Annotated in this window: 22 protein-coding genes; 12 read left to right on the top strand and 10 right to left on the bottom strand. The window is 51.0% G+C overall.

Translation table 11 applies throughout. The features are described from left to right. Positions 1–163: 163 nt before the first annotated feature. From AC5L4R_RS02615 to rdgB, 3 genes are read left to right on the top strand one after another with little or no spacing between them, the layout of a single operon-like run. Positions 164–1,345 carry a cysteine protease StiP domain-containing protein gene (locus AC5L4R_RS02615; RefSeq protein WP_494472253.1) on the top strand — a complete coding sequence of 394 codons (1,182 nt, stop codon included), beginning with the start codon at positions 164–166 and terminating at the stop codon, positions 1,343–1,345. A gap of 9 nt (positions 1,346–1,354) precedes the next feature. After that, positions 1,355–2,377, top strand: a complete 1,023-nt coding sequence (locus AC5L4R_RS02610; RefSeq protein WP_494472252.1) for an HpcH/HpaI aldolase/citrate lyase family protein — start codon at positions 1,355–1,357, stop codon at positions 2,375–2,377. Positions 2,378–2,406: 29 nt separating this feature from the next. After that, a complete protein-coding gene (gene rdgB, locus AC5L4R_RS02605; protein ID WP_494472251.1) occupies positions 2,407–3,111 on the top strand; it encodes an RdgB/HAM1 family non-canonical purine NTP pyrophosphatase in 705 nt (234 codons plus the stop codon). 67 nt (positions 3,112–3,178) lie between these two features. Here the strand turns inward: rdgB and AC5L4R_RS02600 are convergent, their stop codons facing one another. Then, the gene (locus AC5L4R_RS02600) at positions 3,179–3,331 is read right to left on the bottom strand and encodes a hypothetical protein (RefSeq protein ID WP_494472250.1); all 153 of its coding nucleotides are present in this window, start codon (positions 3,329–3,331) and stop codon (positions 3,179–3,181) included. A gap of 34 nt (positions 3,332–3,365) precedes the next feature. Here AC5L4R_RS02600 and tig point away from each other — a divergent pair, with 34 nt between their 5' ends. From tig to clpX, 3 genes are all read left to right on the top strand, one after another. Continuing rightward, positions 3,366–4,694 (top strand): trigger factor, encoded by a 1,329-nt coding sequence (tig, locus tag AC5L4R_RS02595; RefSeq protein ID WP_494472249.1) that lies wholly within the window; start codon positions 3,366–3,368, stop codon positions 4,692–4,694. 188 nt (positions 4,695–4,882) lie between these two features. After that, entirely contained in the window at positions 4,883–5,572 is a 690-nt protein-coding gene (gene clpP, locus AC5L4R_RS02590; protein WP_494472248.1) for an ATP-dependent Clp endopeptidase proteolytic subunit ClpP, read from the top strand. A 52-nt stretch (positions 5,573–5,624) separates the two neighbouring features. Further along, entirely contained in the window at positions 5,625–6,902 is a 1,278-nt protein-coding gene (gene clpX, locus AC5L4R_RS02585) for an ATP-dependent protease ATP-binding subunit ClpX (protein WP_494472247.1), read from the top strand. 197 nt (positions 6,903–7,099) lie between these two features. Here the strand turns inward: clpX and AC5L4R_RS02580 are convergent, their stop codons facing one another. Continuing rightward, positions 7,100–7,735, bottom strand: coding sequence for a hypothetical protein (locus AC5L4R_RS02580; RefSeq protein WP_494472246.1), 636 nt, complete (start codon positions 7,733–7,735; stop codon positions 7,100–7,102). Positions 7,736–7,840: 105 nt separating this feature from the next. Here AC5L4R_RS02580 and rlmH point away from each other — a divergent pair, with 105 nt between their 5' ends. After that, positions 7,841–8,332, top strand: coding sequence for a 23S rRNA (pseudouridine(1915)-N(3))-methyltransferase RlmH (gene rlmH / locus AC5L4R_RS02575; protein WP_494472245.1), 492 nt, complete (start codon positions 7,841–7,843; stop codon positions 8,330–8,332). A gap of 83 nt (positions 8,333–8,415) precedes the next feature. Continuing rightward, complete coding sequence (locus tag AC5L4R_RS02570) at positions 8,416–9,276, top strand: DODA-type extradiol aromatic ring-opening family dioxygenase (protein ID WP_494472244.1); 861 nt, start codon at positions 8,416–8,418, stop codon at positions 9,274–9,276. A 35-nt stretch (positions 9,277–9,311) separates the two neighbouring features. Here AC5L4R_RS02570 and AC5L4R_RS02565 read toward each other — a convergent pair whose 3' ends face one another. Both AC5L4R_RS02565 and asd read right to left on the bottom strand, forming a co-directional pair. Then, positions 9,312–10,487: a multidrug effflux MFS transporter gene (locus AC5L4R_RS02565; RefSeq protein ID WP_494472335.1), complete on the bottom strand. Its 1,176-nt coding sequence runs from the start codon at positions 10,485–10,487 to the stop codon at positions 9,312–9,314. A gap of 289 nt (positions 10,488–10,776) precedes the next feature. After that, entirely contained in the window at positions 10,777–11,628 is an 852-nt protein-coding gene (asd, locus tag AC5L4R_RS02560) for an archaetidylserine decarboxylase (protein ID WP_494472243.1), read from the bottom strand. A 165-nt stretch (positions 11,629–11,793) separates the two neighbouring features. Here asd and dtd point away from each other — a divergent pair, with 165 nt between their 5' ends. The 3 genes from dtd to phoR all read left to right on the top strand — a co-directional run bounded on the left by dtd (position 11,794) and on the right by phoR (position 14,586). Then, positions 11,794–12,237 (top strand): D-aminoacyl-tRNA deacylase, encoded by a 444-nt coding sequence (dtd, locus tag AC5L4R_RS02555; protein WP_494472242.1) that lies wholly within the window; start codon positions 11,794–11,796, stop codon positions 12,235–12,237. A gap of 316 nt (positions 12,238–12,553) precedes the next feature. After that, positions 12,554–13,252 (top strand): phosphate regulon transcriptional regulator PhoB, encoded by a 699-nt coding sequence (gene phoB, locus AC5L4R_RS02550; protein WP_067336921.1) that lies wholly within the window; start codon positions 12,554–12,556, stop codon positions 13,250–13,252. Positions 13,253–13,293: 41 nt separating this feature from the next. After that, entirely contained in the window at positions 13,294–14,586 is a 1,293-nt protein-coding gene (phoR, locus tag AC5L4R_RS02545) for a phosphate regulon sensor histidine kinase PhoR (RefSeq protein ID WP_494472241.1), read from the top strand. Here the strand turns inward: phoR and AC5L4R_RS02540 are convergent. The 4 genes from AC5L4R_RS02540 to AC5L4R_RS02525 form a co-directional block, all read right to left on the bottom strand. Beyond that, positions 14,560–15,909 carry a D-amino acid dehydrogenase gene (locus AC5L4R_RS02540; protein WP_494472240.1) on the bottom strand — a complete coding sequence of 450 codons (1,350 nt, stop codon included), beginning with the start codon at positions 15,907–15,909 and terminating at the stop codon, positions 14,560–14,562. The two genes, phoR and AC5L4R_RS02540, sit on opposite strands and share 27 nt — an antisense overlap. A gap of 78 nt (positions 15,910–15,987) precedes the next feature. Further along, on the bottom strand, positions 15,988–16,419 hold the full coding sequence (mscL, locus tag AC5L4R_RS02535) for a large conductance mechanosensitive channel protein MscL (protein WP_494472239.1): 432 nt from the start codon (positions 16,417–16,419) through the stop codon (positions 15,988–15,990). Positions 16,420–16,499: 80 nt separating this feature from the next. Beyond that, a complete protein-coding gene (typA, locus tag AC5L4R_RS02530) occupies positions 16,500–18,338 on the bottom strand; it encodes a translational GTPase TypA (RefSeq protein WP_494472238.1) in 1,839 nt (612 codons plus the stop codon). Between the two features lie 151 nt (positions 18,339–18,489). After that, on the bottom strand, positions 18,490–19,845 hold the full coding sequence (locus tag AC5L4R_RS02525) for an OmpA family protein (RefSeq protein ID WP_494472237.1): 1,356 nt from the start codon (positions 19,843–19,845) through the stop codon (positions 18,490–18,492). 425 nt (positions 19,846–20,270) lie between these two features. Here AC5L4R_RS02525 and AC5L4R_RS02520 point away from each other — a divergent pair, with 425 nt between their 5' ends. Beyond that, positions 20,271–20,849, top strand: a complete 579-nt coding sequence (locus AC5L4R_RS02520; protein WP_494472236.1) for a pilus assembly FimT family protein — start codon at positions 20,271–20,273, stop codon at positions 20,847–20,849. Positions 20,850–20,858: 9 nt separating this feature from the next. Here the strand turns inward: AC5L4R_RS02520 and pdxJ are convergent, their stop codons facing one another. Together pdxJ and recO are read right to left on the bottom strand one after the other, a co-directional pair. Continuing rightward, complete coding sequence (pdxJ, locus tag AC5L4R_RS02515) at positions 20,859–21,608, bottom strand: pyridoxine 5'-phosphate synthase (protein ID WP_494472235.1); 750 nt, start codon at positions 21,606–21,608, stop codon at positions 20,859–20,861. 21 nt (positions 21,609–21,629) lie between these two features. Then, on the bottom strand, positions 21,630–22,391 hold the full coding sequence (recO, locus tag AC5L4R_RS02510) for a DNA repair protein RecO (protein WP_494472234.1): 762 nt from the start codon (positions 22,389–22,391) through the stop codon (positions 21,630–21,632). Positions 22,392–22,433: the final 42 nt, after the last annotated feature.

The raw sequence follows: 22,433 nt of genomic DNA, 5'->3' as shown, positions 1-22,433 counted from the left end.
TTTGGGCGTTTTTTGTACACAGGCAAAAAACGCTACGCCACATGTGACAAAAATCTGCTACACTAGCGCGGCGTTGCCTGCGTGATGGATGATAGTTGATGCTAAACAACGATTAACGCTAAATTATTACGACGACTATTAAAAACATCGTTTAATTGCTTCTATGGATTTGCCACTTTATTCGCCAGCGCCTACTACCCCGTTTAGCGGTAGCTTTTTGCCCAGCGATGTCAGCTTGCTGCTTGATATCGTGCCTGCCGAGTGCGTCACCCATGTCGCGCCTGCGCAAAAAGAGGCACTGATTCAATCAGGTGCGCGTCACTACGCGGATATGCTGACGTTAGAATCCGCGCCAACTGCCGAACACATGCGGCTGTATCGCACGGCATTGGCCAACGGGTGTGAGCGCATGGCACAAGCGATTGCCGATTTGGCCGCCAGTTTGCACGCGCAATTTGGGGAGACGGTGACCCCACACGCGCCATTGGTGTTGGTCAGCCTTGTGCGTGCTGGGCTGCCCGTTGGGGTGTTGCTACAACGCGCGCTGGCCGACACACACCACCCGACCGCCTTACCCAGCGTGCATTATGGCGTGAGTATCATCCGTGAGCGCGGTCTTGATGGTGCAGCGTTGGCGCATATTGTCGCCACGCATCCAGATTCAGCGTTGGTTTTTGTCGATGGTTGGACGGGCAAAGGCGCGATTTTTACCGAATTACAAACCAGTTTACAAGCTTTGTTGCCAGCCTTGCCTGCCAAGGCTTATGAACAAATTTATCATCACGGGCATGGCGTGCTACCGCTACTAACGCTTGCCGATCCTGCTGGCGTGGCATGGCTTGCCGCCAGTGACGATGATTGGTTGATGCCTGCCAGTCTGCTCAACGCCACCGTGTCGGGGCTGATTTCACGCACGCTATATCCTGCCAAAGCCACTGATTTTCATCAAGCGGTGTACTATAGCAAGCTACAGCCGTATGACCAAAGTTTGGCCTTGGTTGAGATGATTGACGCACAGCGGCATGGCTTGGTGGGCAAAGCGATAACACCCACCCCTAGCCCTCGTTGGCGCGCACAAACGGTGATTGACGCGCTGGCTGCCCGTTTTGGCATCAGCAACCGCAATCGCATCAAGCCCACCATTGCCGAGGCCACGCGTGCCTTGTTGCGCCGTGATCCTGCCTGCGTGCTGATTCATCCTGACGCACCTGCCGAGGATGTCGCGCTGATTCGGCTCTTGTGCCAGCAAAAAAACGTGCCCATCGTGACCGACGCACAGATTGCGCCGTACCAAGCCGTGACCCTCATCGCCCAACGCAATTCATCCTTTATCCTCCATGTTTGACCGACGACTATGACGCTTATCAACCTACCCAATCAAGCCATTTTGCCGCTTGGCGACCCTCCCATCAACCCCTACCGACTGGGCGCAAGCCTGTATATGCCTGCCACACGCGCCGATTTGTGGCAGGTCATCACGCGCCAAAAACTGCCCACCGTTAATAGCTTGATTATCTGTTTGGAAGATGCGGTCAGCGCAGGCGATGTAGATAGCGCACTGGCCAATGTTCAGCGTTTGCTTAGCGAGTGGCAAGCGCAGGCCGCGGCTAACTTGGCCAGCGCTGGGGCAAACCATCGGCATTTAAACAACGCTGGCTTAGATAAAACCGCAGGCGACCGTCCTTTGGTGTTTATCCGTCCGCGTCATGCCGCGATGTTGGCACAGATGGCAACATGGCAAGGCATCGCGCTGATTGATGGATTTGTGTTGCCCAAAGTCGATATGCTAAGCCTGGCCGATTGGCGGCTGGCTTGGCAGCAACACGCCGATGGCCATGCCACGCCGCCTTTGGTCATGCCAACGCTAGAAACCGCACCGATTTTTAACCCCCATCACAACCATGAACTGGCGCAAGCGTTTATCGAAGCGTTTGCCGAGCGCGTGTTGGCATTGCGGATTGGCGGTAATGATTTGTTGGCGTGCCTGCGCTTGCGTCGGCCGCGCCAAGCCACGATTTATGCCACACCGCTTGGCACATTGATTGACCAGTTGGTGGGTTGTTTTGTGCCGTACGGTTTTTATTTGACCGCGCCTGTGTTTGAATACCTTGACACGCCCGAGCTGTTCACGCAAGAACTTGAGCACGATGTTGCGCTTGGCATGGTGGGCAAAACCGTGATTCACCCAAGCCAAATCACCGCCGTGCAGCAGGCATTTGCCGTTCAAGCCCGTGCCGTTGCCGATGCACGCGCGATTTTGGCACACAATGCCAAGGCGGTGTTTAAGCAAGACAACGCCATGCTTGAGCCTGCCACCCACGCCGCATGGGCGCGAACGATAGTGGCGCGCGCCGCCGTGCATACGGTACTTGATTGATACTGGCTTAAAAATCTGTGAAAATTTCCATGACAACACACACCTTACCCACGTTTCCACAAAACAAACTGGTTTTAGCCAGCAACAACGCAGGCAAGTTGGCCGAGCTGCGCCAAATGTTTGCCCAAGCAGGGCTTGACATTGAAGTCATCGCCCAAGCCGATTTGGGCATTGATGACGCGATTGAAGATGGCAAAAGCTTTATTGAAAATGCGCTGATTAAGGCGCGGCACGCCAGCGCGCTCAGCGGCTTGCCTGCGCTTGCCGACGACTCAGGGCTGTGTGTCGATGTATTGGGCGGTCGTCCTGGTATTTATTCGGCGCGTTTTGCCGCTGATATGCCTGATTTTCAACAAGCCAGCGTGCGTGCCGACAAAGATCGCGCCAACAACCAAAAATTGCTTGCCGAGCTAAGCGCATACCGTGATGACGCACCCATCCACGCGCAATTCGTCTGCGTGTTGGCACTGGTGCGCCACGCTGATGACCCGTTGCCGATGATCGCACAAGGGCTATGGCGCGGGCAGATTTTGCCTGCACCGCGCGGTGCGCGTGGTTTTGGCTATGACCCGCTGTTTTGGTTGCCCGAACACGCCAAATCTGCCGCAGAGCTTGACAGCGCGTTTAAAAACCGCGTCAGCCACCGCGCGCAGGCGTTGCAGCAACTGCTTAGCCAGCTTACAACAACGCCCAACACCGATTATCAAGCCTCAAAAGCCAGCAAGGTTAAATAGCGTTTAACGCTGCTTGATTCTTTTTTGCACTTTGCCCACGATTTGCTTATACTATATCCCTTTTTGGTTAGATTTTGGCAAATACCCATTGGGTAGGCCTTGATAACGCCCAAATGCCACCGCTGACCAACGAATTTTTACGCCCACGCCGTCTAGGTTTATGCTTAAAAAATAAGCCTGCGGTATGGGTCATGGTGCTTTTAAGCATTAGATTTGCCATGTGTTTTTATCCCTTGTTTTTATAGGAAATTGTTATGTCAGATTTACAAGTCACCACCACCAATCCCACCAATTTAACCACCCAAATGACGGTAAAAGTGCCTGTTAGCACCATCCAAAGCCGGGTTGAGCAGCGTATTCAACAAGTCGCCAAAACCGCCAAAATTGACGGCTTTCGTCCCGGGAAAGTGCCTGTATCGCACATTCGCGCGCAATACGGTGCAGGTATTCAGCAAGAAGTCATCAACGATGTCATCCGCGACACCGTGTTTGATGCGATTCGTGAGCAAAATATCCGCGCGGTGGGTATGCCCAACATCGACGATGTTAAACTAGAAAACGACTTTTTGGTGTACCAAGCCACCGTTGAGATTTTCCCACGCGTAGAAGTACAAGGTCTAAATGAAATCAACGTCACGCGCCAAAACGCCCAAATCAGCGACGCTGACATTGACACGATGATTGAAAACTTGCGCGAACAACGCAAAACCTTTGTGGAAAAAGACGGCGCAGCCGAGCAAGGCGACCAAGTTAAAATTAACTTTGTTGGCCGCGTGGACGGAGAAACGTTTGAGGGCGGCAGCGCGACCGATGTTGATTTGGTGTTGGGCAGCGGCCGCATGATTCCAGGTTTTGAAGATGGCATCGTTGGCATGACCGCAGGCGAAGACAAAACCATCGATGTGACCTTCCCAGAAGACTACCAAGCCGAGCACTTAGCAGGCAAAGCGGCGCAATTTGACATCCATGTCACCCATGTACAAACCCCACAGTTGCCAGAACTTAATGACGAGTTTTTTGCCGTATTTGGCGTGACCGAAGGCGGTTTGGACAAGCTTAAAGAAGACGTGCGCAACAACATGCAGCGCGAAATCAAAGCCGCCGCGCGCAACCAAGTCAAAGAAGCCACCTTTGACGCTTTGCTTGAAAAAAATGACATCGAAGTTCCCCAAGCGTTGTTGGAGCAAGAAATCGGTCGTCAGCGCGATATGATGGTACAGCGTTTTGCCCAGCAATTTGGCGCAGACCCCAAAATGTTTGGCGAAGACATGCTACCCAATGAGCTTTTTGAAGAGCAAGCCCGCCGTGCCGCGCAGCTTGGCATCATGGTGACAAGCCTTGTGGAAGGCAACAACATGCAGGTAGACCCAGAGCGCGTGACCGCCTATATCGATGAGATGGCACAAAGCTATGAAGACCCCAATGAAGTCATCGACTACTACACCAACAACGCGCAAGAACGCGCCAACATCGAGGCGGTGGTGCTAGAAGACCAGTTGATTGACTTTATTTTGGCACAAGCCAACGTCACGGACGAAGAAGTCAGCTACCAAAACCTATTGTCAGCCGCCCAGCAGCAATAAACCTGTGTACGGTTTGGCCAATTTAGGTACGATTGGCTAAACCCATCTTGACGGCTTGTTTTTTTGCCAAATTGCCCTTATACAGTAGCCAACCGTGTAAGGGCTTTTTATTATTTTTATCCAGCACACCTCGTTAGCCTTTGCATGCATCGATGGTTAAAAATGACGCAACAGCGCAAGGATAGTCTATGTTAGAGCAATTTTTGGATTCACCATTTGCCACCGCGCAAGTGCAAAACACCGTCACCCGTGGCCTTAGCCAGCCGCAATCTGCCCTTGTGCCGATGGTGGTTGAGCAGTCATCACGCGGTGAGCGTTCGTTTGACATTTATTCACGCCTGTTGCGTGAGCGTGTGGTGTTTTTGACAGGTCAAGTCGAAGACCACATGGCAAACTTGATTGTCGCGCAGTTGCTGTTTTTGGAGGCCGAAAACCCCGAAAAAGACATCAGCTTATACATCAACTCACCCGGCGGCTCGGTCAGCGCAGGCATGGCCATGTATGACACCATGAACTTCATCCAGCCTGATGTATCCACCATCTGTCTGGGTGGCGCGTACAGTATGGGCTCATTCCTACTGGCTGCAGGTGCTAAGGGCAAACGCTATGCCCTTGCCAACTCGCGCGTGATGATTCACCAACCATCAGGCGGCGCACAGGGTCAAGCCAGCGATATCGAAATCAACGCACGTGAAATTCTCAAAATCCGCGCGCGTCTTAACAAAATTCTAGCCGAGCGCACAGGACAGCCACTTGAAAAAATCGCCCTTGATATGGAGCGCGATTACTGGCTGGATGCGCAAGAAGCCAAAGCCTATGGCTTGGTGGATGAAGTGCTCGAAAAACGCCCCAGCACCGCCAGTGGCGACAACGCCTAAGCAGACTGGCTGATAGATCAAGCACATTATCTTAGGTAAAAGGTTTAGGTCAATGGCAAAAAAAGATATCACGCCGCTGTGTTCGTTTTGCGGCAAATCCAAAGACGAAGTAAATAAGCTGATTGCAGGGCAAGATGCCAATATCTGTAATGAATGTATTGAGCTGTGCCAAGACTTGATTGGCGATGCCAGTGCACAGGCAGGTAGCGACGACCGCGCAAGCCACGATGAATGGCTCACACGCAAGCTGCCCACGCCCAAAGAAATCCGCGCCCACCTTGATGACTATGTCATCGGACAAGACAAAGCCAAAAAAACGCTGGCGGTGGCGGTCTACAACCACTACAAACGCCTCAAGGTTGCCGAGCAGCTGCGCACGCAAGATAGCAGCCAAACAGGCCGCGATGATGCCATGGTTGAGCTGGCAAAAAGTAACATCTTGCTGATAGGCCCGACAGGTTCGGGCAAGACCCTATTGGCGCAGACCCTAGCGCGGCTACTTGATGTGCCATTTGCCATGGCAGATGCCACCACCTTGACCGAAGCAGGCTATGTGGGCGAGGATGTCGAAAACATCGTCCAAAAACTGCTCCAAGCCGCGGATTATGACGTTGAGCGCACCCAAACGGGCATTATTTATATTGATGAAATTGATAAAATCACCCGTAAAAGTGAAAACCCATCGATAACCCGTGATGTCTCGGGCGAAGGCGTACAACAAGCCTTGCTAAAACTCATCGAAGGCACGGTTGCCAACATTCCCCCACAGGGCGGACGCAAACACCCAAATCAAGAAATGATTCAAGTGGATACCAGCAATATTTTGGTGATCTGTGGTGGCGCGTTTGCAGGCTTAGACAACGTCATTCAGCAGCGTACCGAAAAAACAGGTATCGGCTTTAATGCGGATGTCAAAGCCAAAGACAGTGGGCAAAAAGTTGGCGAATTATTGCGCCAAGTTGAGCCAGAAGACTTAATCAAATTTGGCTTGATTCCCGAGCTAATCGGTCGTTTGCCTGTCTTGGCAACCCTAGAAGAGTTGGATGAAGCGGCGTTGATTCAGATTTTGACCGAGCCCAAAAACGCCCTAACCAAGCAGTATGAATACCTGTTTGCCATGGAAGATGCTAAGCTAGAATTTAGCCAAGATGCGTTGGTGGCGATTGCCAAACAAGCGCTTAAGCGCAAAACAGGGGCGCGTGGCTTGCGTTCAATCGTTGAAAATGCGTTGCTTGAGACGATGTATGAGTTACCGTCATTGCCTGCTGGCAAAACTGTGCAGGTGGATGAAGCGGTCATCAACGCTGGCACAGCTCCACAAATCGCCTAATGCGGCTGTATGCTAGCGGCTATGAGCCGTGGCTATGCGGTCATGACCACAGGTTAGATTGTCTGACAACAACCAACAAAAGCGCGTACGATAGGCGCTTTTGTTGTATGGGTTATTTATGGGTTATTGGGCTTGATTAGCTTGTTGTTTAGATTTAACAAAAGTTTGGATAGACAGCGGTTTGGTCAAACAGCGGCTTAGCGCACCAGTTGGATATCGCCCTCGGGTAATCCCACCACGGTCAATTCATAGTCCAAATGTCCCAAATAGCCGTATTTGCCCTTACGGCTGACACGCGCCAACACACAGGCATCAAAGTCATAAAACGCTGTGCGGATGCCCTGCTGTTGGGCTAGGCGGTCAATCACCGCCATTGGGTCATCGATGGCATAGGTTTTGCTTGTGGTGGTCAAGGTAAACGTCTGCGCGTCACGGTGTACCCGTCCGCGATACAGGTTGGTGGCCTCAAGCCCACGAAAATCGCGCAATGGGGCGCGGCGGCGGTGCATTTGGTGTTTGACGTACTTGACTCCTGCTACCGTACCGCCCACCACGGCAGCGGTGGTTGCCACACTGGCACCGATGCCAAACGCCGCTAAGCCCAAGACGGTTTTGAGGATGGGATGACGGGAGCGCTTGTGTTGGTGGCGTGGGTGGTCGGTGTGCTGTTTGTTTTTGGCGGTGGCGTGCGTGTCCGTGTGGGTGGGTTGGCGGTGTTTGCGCCCGACGTTTTGATGAAATGGGCAGTGCGCACGGTTGTCCACCGCCTCAGAGGTTGGCTTGGTTGTGGTTTTATGTTTAGTGGAGGGCAACAAATCGGTCAATCGGCGCATGGTGGGCTTAACTCGTGATAAAATTTAACGTATTGTAGCAAATTGCGGTTGGTGGCATTGTGACAAATTTTTTATGCCGCTGATGTTTAACCGAACTGGGATCTTATGAAAGCCAAAATCATCGCTGTGGGGCAAAAAATGCCTGCGTGGGTACAGACAGGGTTTGCTGATTATCACAAGCGCATTCAGCCGATGTTGCCAACCGAACTGGTCGAAATCGCTGCTGCAAAACGCAGCAAACAGCCATCGGCGGCAGAAATCGAAAAATACGCCAACACCGAAGGCAGCTTGATTTTGCAAGCCCATCACAGCGCGCGTGAGCGTTTGATTTGCCTTGATGTGCGCGGCAAAAACTGGAGCACCGAGCAGCTTGCTGAGCGCGTGCAAACTGCCATGCAAGACGGTGAGGATTTGGCATTTGTCATTGGCGGTGCAGACGGCTTGTCCAAAAACGTATTGACACAGGCGCAGGCGTGTTGGTCGCTGTCGAATTTGACCTTGCCCCATGCGTTGGTGCGCGTGTTGGTCATGGAGCAGCTGTACCGCGCGATGACGATTTTGCACAACCACCCGTATCATCGCGGTGATTATTTTTAATTTAACTTTAATTTTTTATCATTCAATTTTTATTATTCACTAAAGAAAATTTAGCCGTCTGAGGTGTTGTTATCTATTTGCCTATGCCAACGTTATCCACCGATTATTCACCCGATTTTATGCCATCAACCGCGCCCAAGCTGTCGCTGACCGATGTGCTGCCTGAGCCCAGCCAGCCGTTGGCAACGCTGCCTGCGTTGTTTGTGTCGCACGGTGCGCCAAGCCTTGCCATTGAGCGCAACGCCACCACCCAAGCGTTGGCAAAAATCGGGCAAAACTTGCCTACCCCACAGCTGATTATCATGCTATCAGCGCATTGGCAGAGCAGCCAGTTGGAGCTTAACGCCAATCCACTACCGCCCACATGGCATGATTTTAGCGGTTTTGGGCAAGCGTTGGCGGCTATTGATTATCCTGCCCACGGTTGCCCTGAGGCGGCGCACGCGCTGGCTGAGCAGCTACAGGCGCGGCAAGTGGCGGTGTCACTGAATCGGCTACGCGCGTATGACCATGGGGTGTGGTCTCCGCTGGTGCATTTGTATCCGCAGGCGGATGTGCCGATTGTCACGTTGGCATTGCCACGGCATTTTGATAGCTATGCGTGCTATCAGCTGGGCGCGTTGTTTGCGCCGCTGCGTGCTGAACAAGTTTTGCTGATTGGTTCGGGCAGTGTGACGCACAATTTGCGCCAAGTGCGTTTTGGCAATACCGTCAAGATTGACCCGAATGCGTGGGCGTTTCGTCAGTGGTTGGTTGAGCAGTTGCGCCACGATATGCCGCGCGCGCTTGACTGGCAAGCGCATCCGTTAGCAGCGTACAATCACCCTTCACCCGAGCACCTACTACCCCTGTTTTTTGCCGCAGGTGCAGGGCAGCGCGTGAGCGTGGTGCATGAACGTTTTGACCATTATAGCCTAGCGATGGATATTTATCGGTTTGATTGACCATGGGTTAGATTGATTGGGCGCGATGTTGGTATCTAGCGCATAGCGCGTAAATCCAAATCCTTATCAATCTGCCACACCAGCCATGTACCCACCGCCATCAAGGCAAATAGCGTCATGCCCAGTTTGGCAACAGCGTTTAGCGCAACCAAATTGAGCAATAAACCGCCAAAAATCCCGACAATAAAATTCAGCGAACCTTGCAGTGCGCTTGCCATGCCTGCGCGGTGTTTTTGAAACGCCAGCGCAATCGCGCCTGCATTCGGCTGCGTCAAGCCTAAGCCTGCGATACAGCAAAAAATACTTGCCAACACCGCCCACAACCACGCGTGCGTACCAAACAGCAGCCCAAGCGTCATCAGCACGCCTGCCGCTATGACCTGTATCAACGCGCCAACGCGCAACAGCTGCACCAGTTTAAAGCGACCAACCAACCATTGATTGACCTGCGTCAGCCCAATAAACCCTGCCGCATTCATGCCAAAAATCCAGCTAAAATGCGTCGCGCTGACACCGTATTCCTCCATAATCAGCTGCGGCGCGGCACTGATATAAACGAACATTGAACCCATCAGCAGCCCTGCGCCCACCGCAGGATAACGAAAACGCGCATCTTTGAGCAAATCAGCATACTGCTGCACGACTAGGCGCAGTGGCAAGGCATTGCGACGCGCAATGGGCAGTGTTTCATGCAAAAATAACTTGGTAAGCACCAACAGCAGCACGCCAAAACCTGCCAAAAACCAAAAAATCGTCCGCCAACTGCTGATGTGTAGCAACAAACTGCCCAGTGACGGCGCAAGGATCGGCGCAATACCCATCACCAGCGTCATCAACGAAAACGCCTTGGCCATCTGTGTTGGGTCTAGGCGGTCACGAATCATCGCCCGAATCACCACCGCCCCAACACACGCGCCCAGTGCCTGTAGCGTACGCCCTGCAAACAACACCGCCACACTGGTTGTCGTCGCGCAAATCACACACGCCACCACATACACCAACGTGCCGACATACAGCGGACGAATACGCCCAATGCGGTCAGACAACGGGCCATAAAACAACTGCCCCACCACCAACCCGACAAAATACGCAGGCACCGAATTGGCAATCCATCGCGTTGCCACGCCAAAATCCTGCGCCATTGCTGGCAAGGCAGGCAAATACATATCAATCGACAACGGCCCGATAGCAATCATCAACCCAAGCAGCATAATCCATGCCGTTGGGTAGGGCGCAGGCGCATTTGGTGTGGGATGAGCAGGCGATTGAATAGGCGGTTGGGCAAGTTGGGTCGGCTGGGTGGTCATAACAACATCGGTGATTGGCACAAAAAACCGCTCGGCTTGGGTGTAGCTTTGGGCATATATCAAGCACGCTAAAACCAAACCCGTCTATTGTAACGCATTTTGCCCTATAAACGCGCCAGTGTTTATGCAGCGCAAGCACGGCACAGGCTAAACCATCTAAAATACAGCCTTGTCACAAACCGCTGCACCGCCGCTAAACGGGCTTAAAATGATTGGTCTGTAGCGTGCCAAGCGACTCACCCATACGCACCGCCTTGCCGTGCTGCATGGTGGGTAGCCACTCGGTGTGCGCTGACGCAGGCAACAGCACAATCGCGGTTGAACCCAAATAAAACCGCCCCAATTCCGCGCCTTTTTGTAACACAAGGTCATGCGATTGGCGAACGATGGTATCACCGCGTGCAAGCTTGCCTGTGGCGACCGTCTCAATACCTGCAACTATCATCGCACCGACCATGACCACACACGCTTGCCCAAACGCGGTATCAAATACACACACGCAGCGTTCATTGCGCGCAAACAAATCGGGTACATGATTGGCAGTCACATCATTAACCGAAAACAACTGCCCTGGTACATAAATCGTCTCAATCAGCCGCCCATCAAATGGCATATGCACGCGATGGTAATTGGTCGGCGCAAGGTACACCGTGGCAAAGCTGCCATCTTGCAACGCCTTACCCAGTGCATAATCCGCCACCAATTGCCCAACTTCATACTCACGCCCCTTGGCTTGCAGCAACTTGCCATCGCTGATCGTGCCAAGCTGTGAAATCACACCATCGGCAGGGCAAGCAATGGCATTGAGCGCGTCAGCAATCGGGCGGCGGTCGGTTTTGAGCTCACGGGTAAAAAAATCATTAAAACTTTGGTATTGGCGCAAGCTGCCACGCGCGTAGTCATCCAAATCAATACCGTACGCACGCGCAAAGCCATGAATCAGTGCGGTTTTGACCAATGGCTGTTGGCTTGCCGCCAGTTTGCCTGCCAGTTCGCTAAGTTTTTGTTGCGGGACAATGTGTTGTAAGGTAGTAAATAGGTTCATAATAATGATACGATTGGATAAGGACAATGAGGGCTTGCTAATCGCGCCGTGGTTGCCTAGCAGCCGCGTTGGGCGTTTGCCGTTTAGACATCGCTGACATTATAATTCAAACCCTAGATGAGCAAAACCGCAAATTTTACCGATTTTGAGTAACAGGACACTGCCATGAAAGCCGTCATCCAGCGTGTACGCCACGCCAAAGTTGAAGTCAATCAACAAACTGTTGGACAAATTGAGCATGGTGTGTTGGTCTACCTTGGGCTTGCTCACGGCGATACGCTTGCCGTCGGGCAAAAAATGGTCGATAAAATTCTCAACTACCGCTTATTTGCCAATGCGCAAGATAAGCTTGATTATTCACTACGCGATGTTGGCGGTGGCTTGCTGATTGTGTCGCAATTTACCCTGCTTGCCGATACACGCTCAGGGAGGCGGCCGGATTTTGCTGGCGCGATGCCGCCTGCTGACGCGCGTGACTTGTTTGCCCAAATCGTTGATTATGCCAACGCCCAATACCCCAACGTTGCAACGGGTGAATTTGGCGCGGATATGCAGGTGGTTAGCTGCAATGATGGCCCGATAAATTTTATTGTTGAACTGGCTGGCTAGCTGTTGCGACTAACGTTGGCAATGCCTTGAAAAATCTAAAAATATATACTGTATTGCTGTTTTGTCATCATTGTGTCACAATCATGAATTGTAATAGCGAGGTGTCATCTAGCTGTCACATTTAGTTGTCACATTCAGTTATCACATTTGAGAGGTCAGATTTGATAAGCACTTTGACAGCGGCGGTTTTTCGGCTGCGTGATTTTTAGCGATACCATTTGTAAGACTGCTTGACCTGTTCGCCATCAACTTTATTTTTTATAATTTTATACGTTTAAATTTTCTCAGCCTAAACAAATCGCTCCAAGAATTTGCCATGAAAAACGAAACGATTTTGGTCGTTGAAGACGAACCTGCCATTCAAGAAATGATTGTGACCACGCTTGAGATGGCAGGGTTTGACTGCCTGCAAGCCTCAGATGTGTCTCAGGCGCACCATTTGGTGGTGGATCATCGTCCTAATCTGATTTTGTTGGATTGGATGTTGCCAAATGGTTTGTCGGGCATTGATTTGTGCCGACGGCTCAAAAAAGACGATATGCTGTCAGAAATCCCCATCATCATGCTGACCGCAAAAGGCGAGGAAGACAACAAGGTGCAGGGGCTGGACGCAGGTGCAGATGACTACATCACCAAGCCATTCTCAACGCGTGAGCTGGTATCGCGTATCAAGGCCGTATTGCGCCGTAGTAGCGCGTTGTCGGGCGATAAGCCGATTGACATTGGCGGCTTGACGCTTGACCCTGTCAGCCAACGCGTGAGCGCACACAACAAGCCGATTGAGATTGGTCCGACCGAATACCGCTTGCTGGCGTTTTTTATGAGCCATCCTGAACGCGCCTACACGCGCACACAGCTGCTTGACCAAGTTTGGGGTGGCAATGTGTATGTTGAAGATCGTACGATTGACGTGCACATTCGCCGCCTGCGCAAGGTGCTTGAGCCGTTTGGCTTTGCCGATTATATCCAAACCGTGCGCGGTACGGGCTATCGGTTCTCTAGCCATGTCAATTAATCCGTCAATCGCACCAACTGCCCTAGCCTGCTGCCAATCCAATGGATGCGCGTAGAATCAACCTGTGGTCATCGCTGCTGCCTTTGACGCTCACCTGCTTGCTTGGGCTGACGCTGGGCGCGCTGGTTGATAAGCCTGCGTGGGGGCTTGGACTGGGGGTGCTGGTATATCACGCCTATGTGCTGTATTCGCTGCAACGTTTTAAACAATGGGCATTGCATCACATCAACACGCCGCCGCCGAATTTAGACAGCAACCTCAACGTCATCGCCTACAGCCTCTACCAATCAACGCGACAAGAGCGGCAAGCCCACCAGCAAATGCTACAGCTGATGCAAAAAATTCGCGCGTCATTGAGCGCGTTGTCTGACGCGGTTTTGCTGGTGGATCAAAAAGACTGTATTGAGTGGTGGAACCCCTCGGCGCAGCACCTACTGGGTTTAAATGCGCCTGACCAAGGGCGGCATATTTTGACGGTGATTCGTCAGCCTGCGTTTCATCAATACTATCAAAATCCAAGCCACTACAGCGACGGCGTGCGCCTAAGCGGTTGGCAAAATCATGCACGCTTTATTCAGTGTGAGGTCACCCCGTTTGGACAAGAAAAACTGCTGATTTTGTATGATGTCACGCGCTTGCAGCACCTTGAACAGATGCGCAAAGACTTTGTTGCCAATGTGTCGCACGAGCTGCGCACGCCACTGACCGTCATCATGGGCTATGTTGAAACGTTAAGCGAACAGCCAGACCTTGATGCGCGTTGGCAACGCGCGCTGCTACAAATGACCCAGCAAAGCCAGCGCATGAACAGCATTATCAATGATTTATTGCTGCTATCGCGCCTAGAAAATGACGAAAAACCCAGCACACCGCGCCAAATTGACATGCCCAAGCTGCTGATGCAACTTTTTGATGACGCGCAAATGTACAACAAAAACTTTGACCATCTGATCCACCTGCATTTAGACAGCCAACAACAGCTGATGGGCTATGAAGACTATTTGCGCAGCGCCCTGAGCAACTTAATCACCAACGCCATCAAGTACACACCAAAAGGCGGTGAAATCAACATCAGCTGGGAAACAACCGAAGACGGCGCGCGCTTTTGTGTGCAAGATAACGGCATTGGCATTGCGCCGCAGCACATTGCTCGGCTGACTGAGCGTTTTTATCGCGTCGATACAGGGCGCAGTCGCGAGACGGGCGGCACAGGGCTGGGCTTAGCCATTGTCAAGCATGTAGTGTATCAGCATGGCGCGGAGCTTGACATCGAGTCTAGTGTGGGCAAAGGCTCGACGTTTAGCGTGTTATTTCCGCCATCTATTTTGGTCTAGCCCAACAAAATTAAAATCAACCTCAGGGGCTTGCCCCATGATGATATCACGCATGGCTTTTGCCGAACCGTTAGCATGCGTCCAACCCAATGTGCCATGCCCCGTGTTTAAATATAGATTATCAATGCGGCCATACCGATTGACCGCGCGCCCAATAATCGGCACATTAGAGGGTGTCATTGGGCGTAAGCCCGTCCAAAAATTCGCCTCGCGCGTATCGAGCGCATCGCCAAATATCTCAACCACACGCCGTGTAAGCGCCTGACAGCGCACAGGATTCAGCGCGCGGTCAAAGCCGTTAAATTCTGCCGTACCTGCCACGCGCAACTGATCACCCAAACGCGAATAGACAAGTTTAAATTCATCATCAATCAAGCTAACATATGGCGCGCGTGCTGCGTCCAACACCTGATAGGTTGCTGAATAACCTTTGGCAGGATAAATCGGCAATTGTACGCCCAAGGGTCTTGCCAACAATGGGCTATAACTGCCCAACGCCAACACATACGCATCAGCGGTCAAACGTTTGGGCGCAGGTGTTGGGGTGTGGTTAGGCTTGGCGACTTCTTGCACTGCTATGCCTTGCACATGCTGGCCATCGTGGATAAGGTGCAAAATCTTATGGTTAAACAAAAACTGCACCCCCATACGCGCGGCATCTTGCGCCAATGCTTGGCTAAAGCGGCGTGCATCGCCCGATTCATCAAGCGCGGTAAACGTTGCGCCCACCAGCCTGTCTTGCACAGCGCCCAGTGCAGGCTCAAGCGCAATGGCTTCAGCAACGTCTATCACACGGCGGTCACAGCCTAGCTGCTGCATACGCTCGGTTGGGGCAAGCGCGCTGGCAAATTCCGCTGAGTCGGTGTAAAAATGCATGATACCACGCGTTAAGTGATTGTACTCAATCCCCGTGGCTGCCCGTACCTCACCAAGTACCTGCCGTGAATACAGACCCAAGCGCACCATCTGCACCAAATTGGCATCGGCGCGTTGGGCGCTACATTCACGCAAAAATTGCGCCCCCCACTGCCACAACGCGTTATCGAACGTGTGGGCGGCATCCAAGCCAAACAACCGCCGCCAACGAAACAATAGCGGCGCGTCTTCTTGCCCCAACCATTTCAAAGCCTTGAGCGGCGTACTGGGATTTGCCCACGGTGTGGCGTGTGAAACCGAAATCTGCCCACCATTGGCAAAGCTGGTTTGCAGGGCAGCGGTGGACTCTTGCTCGACGACAGTCACGCCAAAGCCTGCCTGTGCCAGTTGCCACGCAGTCGTGACACCGACCACACCTGCTCCCATGATGATGATATGTTTACTCACGTTGCTACTGACAATCAGTTGGATAAAAACTATAAAACGCTATCTTGCTATATCCATTCAAGCCAACCCACCTATAACCTAGCGGCGATCAAGTTTTGCGCTGATTTCACGCAACAGCTGTACCTCTTCTGAAGGCTGCTCCTCAATGACCTGTGCCTCACTTTGTCGTCGTAAGCGGTTCATAGCTTTAACCAACATAAAAATGATAAACGCCAAAATAATAAAATTAATCACAATCGTGATGAAATTACCATACGCCAACACAGGTACACCAGCCTCTTTAAGAGCAGCGTACGTTAGTGGCGTACCCGCAGGCACGTTGCCTAGCGGAATCAGCATGTTGCTAAAATCCATGCGTCCACCCATGATTGCTGCCAACAGCGGCATAATGATATCTTCAACCAATGAGGTGGTGATTTTACCAAACGCTCCACCAATGATCACACCGATGGCTAAATCCATCACATTGCCCTTGAGGGCAAATTCCTTAAACTCCGATAACAAACTCATTTTACTTCCCTTTTGATTTGCCCCAAAACCGCCAAGGCAGTTTAACTCAGCGGTTTTGTGCCGTTTTATTAACCGCCAAATCACTTACGATTATGTCGCTTACGCTCGTTTTCGGTTAAATAACGCTTGCGCAAGCGCACTGATTTTGGGGTAACCTCAACCAACTCATCATCCGCGATAAACTCCAACGCTTGTTCAAGGGTAAATCTAATGGGCGGCGTTAAAATAATATTTTCATCACTGCCCGACGCGCGGATGTTAGTCAGCTGCTTGGCTTTGGTTGGATTCACAACCATGTCATCACCACGCGAATTGATACCAACAATCATGCCTTCATACACCTCAAGCCCTGGCTCGGCAAACAGCTTACCGCGCTCTTGCAAGTTGAACAGCGCATACGCCAAACACGTGCCATTGGTCATCGAGATTAACACACCATTGTTACGCGCACCCACATCGCCGACTTTTTGCTCACCATAGTGTGAAAAGCTTGATGTCAAAATCCCTGTACCCGAGGTCATGGTCATAAACTCAGAGCGAAAGCCAATCAAACCGCGTGATGGCATGGTCGCCTCAATGCGAATGCGCCCTTTACCATCAAGCTCCATGTTGGTCATCTCACCTTTGCGCAAGCCAACTTGCTCCATGACCGCGCCTTGGTGCTGCTCTTCGACATCAAAAATCACGTTCTCATACGGTTCTTGTAGCGCGCCATCGACTTCACGCACAATAACCTCAGGCCGCGACACGCCAAGCTCATAACCTTCGCGGCGCATATTTTCAATCAACACCGATAAATGCAACTCACCACGACCTGATACCTTAAATTTATCGGGGCTGTCGCTGTCCTCCACGCGCAAGGCAACGTTGTGAATCAACTCGCGCTCAAGGCGTTCGCGGATGTTGCGTGACGTGACAAACTTACCCTCACGTCCTGCAAATGGCGAATCATTGACTTGAAACGTCATCGACACGGTAGGTTCATCGACACTTAGCGCAGGTAAGGCTTCAACATGTTGTGGATCGCACAGCGTATCCGAAATATTCAGCGCGTCGATACCTGTGATACATACAATATCACCCGCTTGTGCCATGGGCACTTCAACACGCTCCAGGCCATGATAGCCCATGATTTGTAAAATACGACCATTGCGTCGGTTACCGTCTTTATCTACCACCACAACGGGCGTGTTGGTCTTAACCGAACCGCGCTGGATACGCCCAATACCAATCACCCCAACAAAGCTGTTGTAATCAAGGCTTGAAATTTGCATTTGAAACGGACCATCGACATCGACTTGCGGCGCTTCGACCACATCAACAATGGTTTCAAATAGCGGCGTCATATCCTCGGCAAGCGCATCGGGCGCAGGGCCTGCCACACCATTTAGGCCTGAGGCATATACCACGGGGAAATCAAGCTGCTCATCGCTTGCCCCCAGATTATCAAACAAATCAAACACCTGATCCATCACCCAATCGGGGCGTGCACCGGGACGATCAACTTTATTGATAATGACAATCGGCTTTAAACCACGGGCGAAGGCTTTTTGGGTGACAAAGCGCGTCTGTGGCATCGGCCCATCAACCGCATCGACAAGCAGTAGCACACAATCAACCATTGACATCACGCGCTCAACCTCACCCCCAAAGTCCGCGTGCCCAGGGGTATCGACGATATTAATGCGGTATTCGGTGTTGTCTTTTGGGTTTGTCCATTTAATCGCGGTATTTTTGGCCAAAATGGTGATACCGCGCTCTTGCTCAAGCGCGTTGGAGTCCATCACGCGCTCAATTTCACCAGCACGCTCACCAAAAGTACCTGATTGCTGTAGCAGCTTATCAACCAATGTGGTTTTACCGTGGTCTACGTGTGCGATAATGGCGATGTTGCGTAAGTTTTGAATATTATCAGACATAAAGTCTCACTTCGATAGCAAAAATTTTGATGAGCGCTAGTATAGCATTTTATCAGCTTTAAAAGCTGCCGCGCTTCATCTGACGTGCAAAAATTTGACAAAAAAAGCTGCCAACTGGCAGCTTTTTTTAAACAGATAATCGGTACATCAATTATGGTTGTACGTTCATACCTTGAGTTTGGTTCACTGTGTTGGTTTTGTCCCCAGCAATCTTCGCGTATACGCGACGGTTCATTGCACGGCCTTCTGGTGTGTTGTTGTCAGCAATCGGACGGCTGAAGCCATAACCAACTGTGCTGATACGGTTTGGCGCGATACCAAATTGATTCACCAACATGCCTTTAACCGCGTTTGCACGGGCTTCAGACAAGCGTTGGTTATAAGTTGCGCTACTACGCTTACCGATACGCGAAGCGTGACCTTCGATAGAAGCGGTTGCGTTTGGATACTCGTTCATCTTCTCAGCCACACGCTGGATTTCTGGACGGTATTGCTCTTTGATGTTTGACTTGTCATTGTCAAAGAATACGCGTAGCTCCATTTGTAGTTCGTCTTTAACGTCTACTTTAACTGGGCAGCCGTTAGCATCAACTACTGTATTAAGCGGAGTATTTGGGCACAAATCGATGCTGTTTGGTACGCCGTCTTGATCGTCATCACCGTCTTGCTCCACCACTTGTACAGGTGGTTGTACCACTTCAACAGGTTGTACAGGCACGATGGTAGGCTCAATCACGTCAGTAGCAGGCGCCAAGTGTCCACCCAATACAACGTTCAAACCTGCCAATGCCATACCTTCCCACCAGTTGTTGTCGAAGTTATGAACAGCACGTGCTTCAGTACGTAAGCTCATCGCATCATTGATGCGCCAGTTAGCACCGATACCTAGGTTACCGATGGTATCAGTAGACTGAGCCACTTCAGAACCTGATTTAACAACGTATTTACCGTTACCTTCTACACCTTTTTGAGGAATACCATCTGGAGCAGTTACTCGATAGGCTTCACGGTTTTTGACTGAAATGTCCGACTGACCTGCACCGATCAAGATATAAGGCTTAAAGTTGCTGTTGGTATAGCCGCTGAATGTTTCAGTGCCGATCAAGAAGTTACCAGACGTCATTTTTTGCTTGGCGTCAAAGCGGTTTACACCTGCTTTAGCAGATTTTTCGCTGGCTTCAGCATTAACGTTGGTTTCACCGTATTCAACTTCAAGTGCGATGGTTGGTGTCAATTCGATACCGATTGCCGCACCCGTGTATAGACCGTCTTCTAGCGCCACACCGCCGTTGGCATGACCTTCGCGGTTGCCAATTTTGTCACCATTGGCGTTACGATAAAGGTTTTTACCAGTCTTAAGGATTTCACGCTGCTTTTCAGCGGTGTCGTCGATACTCTCGTTCCAGTGATAACCTAAAATAACAGGGGTAATGGTAACGCCAGCATTAGCCACTGCTGGCAAGGTAGCTGCAGCAATGACAGCTAGCGCGATTTTATTAAGTTTCATGGATTGCCTCCAAAAAAGTTGCGTTTAAGTTTACAATGATTTAAACGTACGACGTTAGCCAATGACAGTAAGTGGGTTTTCAAACGCGCTTAGTAGTCGCTTACTGGCAGCTACCTAACAATTGTTTGAAGATATAAAAAATCACTTATTCATTGCTGATGTTGTGCATAGCTTAGCGTTATCTGCCATACTTGACAACTACTTTTTTTACATCGCTACACAATATTACACGATTATCACAAGATGTTATGCTTGGCGTTGTCAAATTTGGCGTTCCTGTAGAATATTTATTGATAAATAAAATTTATGCGCAAAAAATAGACCCTTGAAAAATCATTGACTTGCACAGTCAATTTAGCTAAATTAAAGCAGCAATTGCTTAAGCCCAGTCATGTTTATCACAACAATCACTTTTTGCATTTGTTATGTCAATAATAAAAATAACACGGCAAGCAAATTCATCGATACTGCCAACCTCAGCAGGCTTCACGCTAATTGAGTTGTTGATCACGGTGGCTATTATGGCAATTGTCGCAACGTTGGCGGTGCCTTCATTTGGGCAGATGTTACGCGCCATGGAGGCTCACACGGTAGAAAGCTCGCTACACGATTGGTTAAAATCCGCGCGCGCTGATGCGCTTATTTATCAGCGCAGTGTCATTGTGTGTATTGCCGATGACCGTCTCAACTGTGTTAGCCGTGACGGCACACGCCTGCTTACGTTTATTGATCAAGACGACGATAACCAATTTGACCGTACCAAAGATAATCTTTTGCAGCAGCACGACATCACGCTGCGCTTTGGGTATATGTTTGCCAGCTTGGCTGCCAATCGAAATTATATCAAACTTACGCCACAGACCGGTCGGCCCGTTGGTTATATGGGGAGTTTTAACTATTGTACCCGTGATAACGATTTAACGCGACATTTTAAAGTCAGTTTTAATATGGCGGGTGGTATTAAAACCAAACCCCATAGCACTGAGGCTACCAGATGTTCTTAGTTTATGTGCCTAATCAAGGCGGTTAGCAAACGCTTGGCGCATGGCTTGTACCGCGTCATTTAATCCCATAAATACGCTGTCAGCGATAATGGCATGCCCGATGTTAAGCTCATGAATATCCGCTATCTGTGCGATGGGTGCTACATTGGCACGGGTCAAGCCATGGCCTGCATTGACCAATAAGCTTGGGTGTTTTTGCTTGGCATAGCGCACGGCCGCTTGGATACGGGCAAGTTCTTGCGCGGTTTGTGTGGTGGCTTGTGCCAAATGCGCCTCGGCATAACGCCCTGTGTGCAGCTCAATCGCATCTGCGCCAAGAGCGATGCTGGCATCAATTTGGGTATATTCGGGGTCAATAAATAGCGATACTTGAATACCTGCGTCATGCAACTGCGCGATGGCGGTTTTTAGTCGCGCTTGATAAGCGATGACATCAAGCCCGCCCTCGGTGGTCAGCTCTTGGCGTTTTTCGGGTACGATACACACCCACGCAGGACGCACGTCACAGGCAATGGCTAGCATTTCATCGGTCAGCGCCATCTCCAGATTCATGCGCGTGGTCATCACTTGGGCAAGACGGTACACGTCGGCATCTTGGATATGGCGGCGGTCTTCACGCAAATGCAGGGTGATACCGTCTGCGCCTGCCTGCTCACAGACCAACGCCCCTGCCACGGGATCGGGATAATCCACGCCCCGCGCTTGGCGCAAGGTGGCGATGTGGTCGATGTTCACGCCCAATAGTGGCAATTTTTTCATGAGAAAAGTCCATGTAATGGTTTAATGTTGGCTAAGGCGTTGCAAGCTGCGCCATAGGTTGCGACTTTGTAACGGCTGATAGCCGATCAGATGGTCAATGATAGCGCGATAAACTTGCCCGATATTGTTCAGTAATTGTATGGTGGCAGGCGCGTCGGTTTGATAGGCTTGGGCAAATTGGGCGGTATCCGCCAGCCAATGCTGCCATGTTGCCAACTCTTTGCCCGTCAAGTCTTTGCCCGTTTTGGTAGGCAGCTGGCCTTTGGCCGATGTGGGCACAAAGCCGTGTTGCAAACGGTACTGATATCGCGTATTGGATGCAAGCGCGTCGCCATCGGGCGTGTGGCAAAAGTCAATGCCATAGCCAAGTTCATTTAACACTTGTGTCTCAAACCAGCGCAGCTGCCATTTTAGCGTATTTGCGTCTGCTCCTTGAGCTTGCCAAGTGCCAAGTTGTGTAAGGCTGTCAGCATAGGCGTGCCAAACGGCTGGCATGGGCTCTTCAAGCGGTAGCAGCTTTGCCAACAGCTCGTTGAGATACATCCCCACATACAGCGCTTGTCCTACCAAGGGTTGCACGGTGGCAAGCGCTTGGCTTTGGCTAAAAGTTTTTAGGCTATGTTTGCCACTGGCAAACACCTGTAACGGCACAAACAGCGGCAGGTTTTTTTTACCAACACCGTGCACCATGCCAAATTCTGCGCTAAACAAGGTCAGCAAGCTGCGGTTTTCTTGATACGGCTTTTGGTGCAGTACATAGCCTGTCAGACATTGTTGGCGCATGGTGGTGGGTCTATGGTCGGCTATAGGTCAATGTGGCTGGTT

The sequence above is a fragment of the Faucicola sp. SE7633 genome (assembly GCF_059264685.1).
This window is presented reverse-complemented; position numbering and strand designations above follow the sequence as displayed.

Coding starts and splice junctions, on each gene's coding strand:
- AC5L4R_RS02615 (WP_494472253.1), top strand. CDS start 164: ATGGATTTGCCACTTTATTCGCCAGCGCCTACTACCCCGTTTAGCGGT.
- AC5L4R_RS02610 (WP_494472252.1), top strand. CDS start 1,355: ATGACGCTTATCAACCTACCCAATCAAGCCATTTTGCCGCTTGGCGAC.
- rdgB (WP_494472251.1), top strand. CDS start 2,407: ATGACAACACACACCTTACCCACGTTTCCACAAAACAAACTGGTTTTA.
- AC5L4R_RS02600 (WP_494472250.1), bottom strand. CDS start 3,331: ATGGCAAATCTAATGCTTAAAAGCACCATGACCCATACCGCAGGCTTA.
- tig (WP_494472249.1), top strand. CDS start 3,366: ATGTCAGATTTACAAGTCACCACCACCAATCCCACCAATTTAACCACC.
- clpP (WP_494472248.1), top strand. CDS start 4,883: ATGTTAGAGCAATTTTTGGATTCACCATTTGCCACCGCGCAAGTGCAA.
- clpX (WP_494472247.1), top strand. CDS start 5,625: ATGGCAAAAAAAGATATCACGCCGCTGTGTTCGTTTTGCGGCAAATCC.
- AC5L4R_RS02580 (WP_494472246.1), bottom strand. CDS start 7,735: ATGCGCCGATTGACCGATTTGTTGCCCTCCACTAAACATAAAACCACA.
- rlmH (WP_494472245.1), top strand. CDS start 7,841: ATGAAAGCCAAAATCATCGCTGTGGGGCAAAAAATGCCTGCGTGGGTA.
- AC5L4R_RS02570 (WP_494472244.1), top strand. CDS start 8,416: ATGCCAACGTTATCCACCGATTATTCACCCGATTTTATGCCATCAACC.
- AC5L4R_RS02565 (WP_494472335.1), bottom strand. CDS start 10,487: ATGCTGCTTGGGTTGATGATTGCTATCGGGCCGTTGTCGATTGATATG.
- asd (WP_494472243.1), bottom strand. CDS start 11,628: ATGAACCTATTTACTACCTTACAACACATTGTCCCGCAACAAAAACTT.
- dtd (WP_494472242.1), top strand. CDS start 11,794: ATGAAAGCCGTCATCCAGCGTGTACGCCACGCCAAAGTTGAAGTCAAT.
- phoB (WP_067336921.1), top strand. CDS start 12,554: ATGAAAAACGAAACGATTTTGGTCGTTGAAGACGAACCTGCCATTCAA.
- phoR (WP_494472241.1), top strand. CDS start 13,294: ATGGATGCGCGTAGAATCAACCTGTGGTCATCGCTGCTGCCTTTGACG.
- mscL (WP_494472239.1), bottom strand. CDS start 16,419: ATGAGTTTGTTATCGGAGTTTAAGGAATTTGCCCTCAAGGGCAATGTG.
- typA (WP_494472238.1), bottom strand. CDS start 18,338: ATGTCTGATAATATTCAAAACTTACGCAACATCGCCATTATCGCACAC.
- AC5L4R_RS02525 (WP_494472237.1), bottom strand. CDS start 19,845: ATGAAACTTAATAAAATCGCGCTAGCTGTCATTGCTGCAGCTACCTTG.
- AC5L4R_RS02520 (WP_494472236.1), top strand. CDS start 20,271: ATGTCAATAATAAAAATAACACGGCAAGCAAATTCATCGATACTGCCA.
- pdxJ (WP_494472235.1), bottom strand. CDS start 21,608: ATGAAAAAATTGCCACTATTGGGCGTGAACATCGACCACATCGCCACC.
- recO (WP_494472234.1), bottom strand. CDS start 22,391: ATGCGCCAACAATGTCTGACAGGCTATGTACTGCACCAAAAGCCGTAT.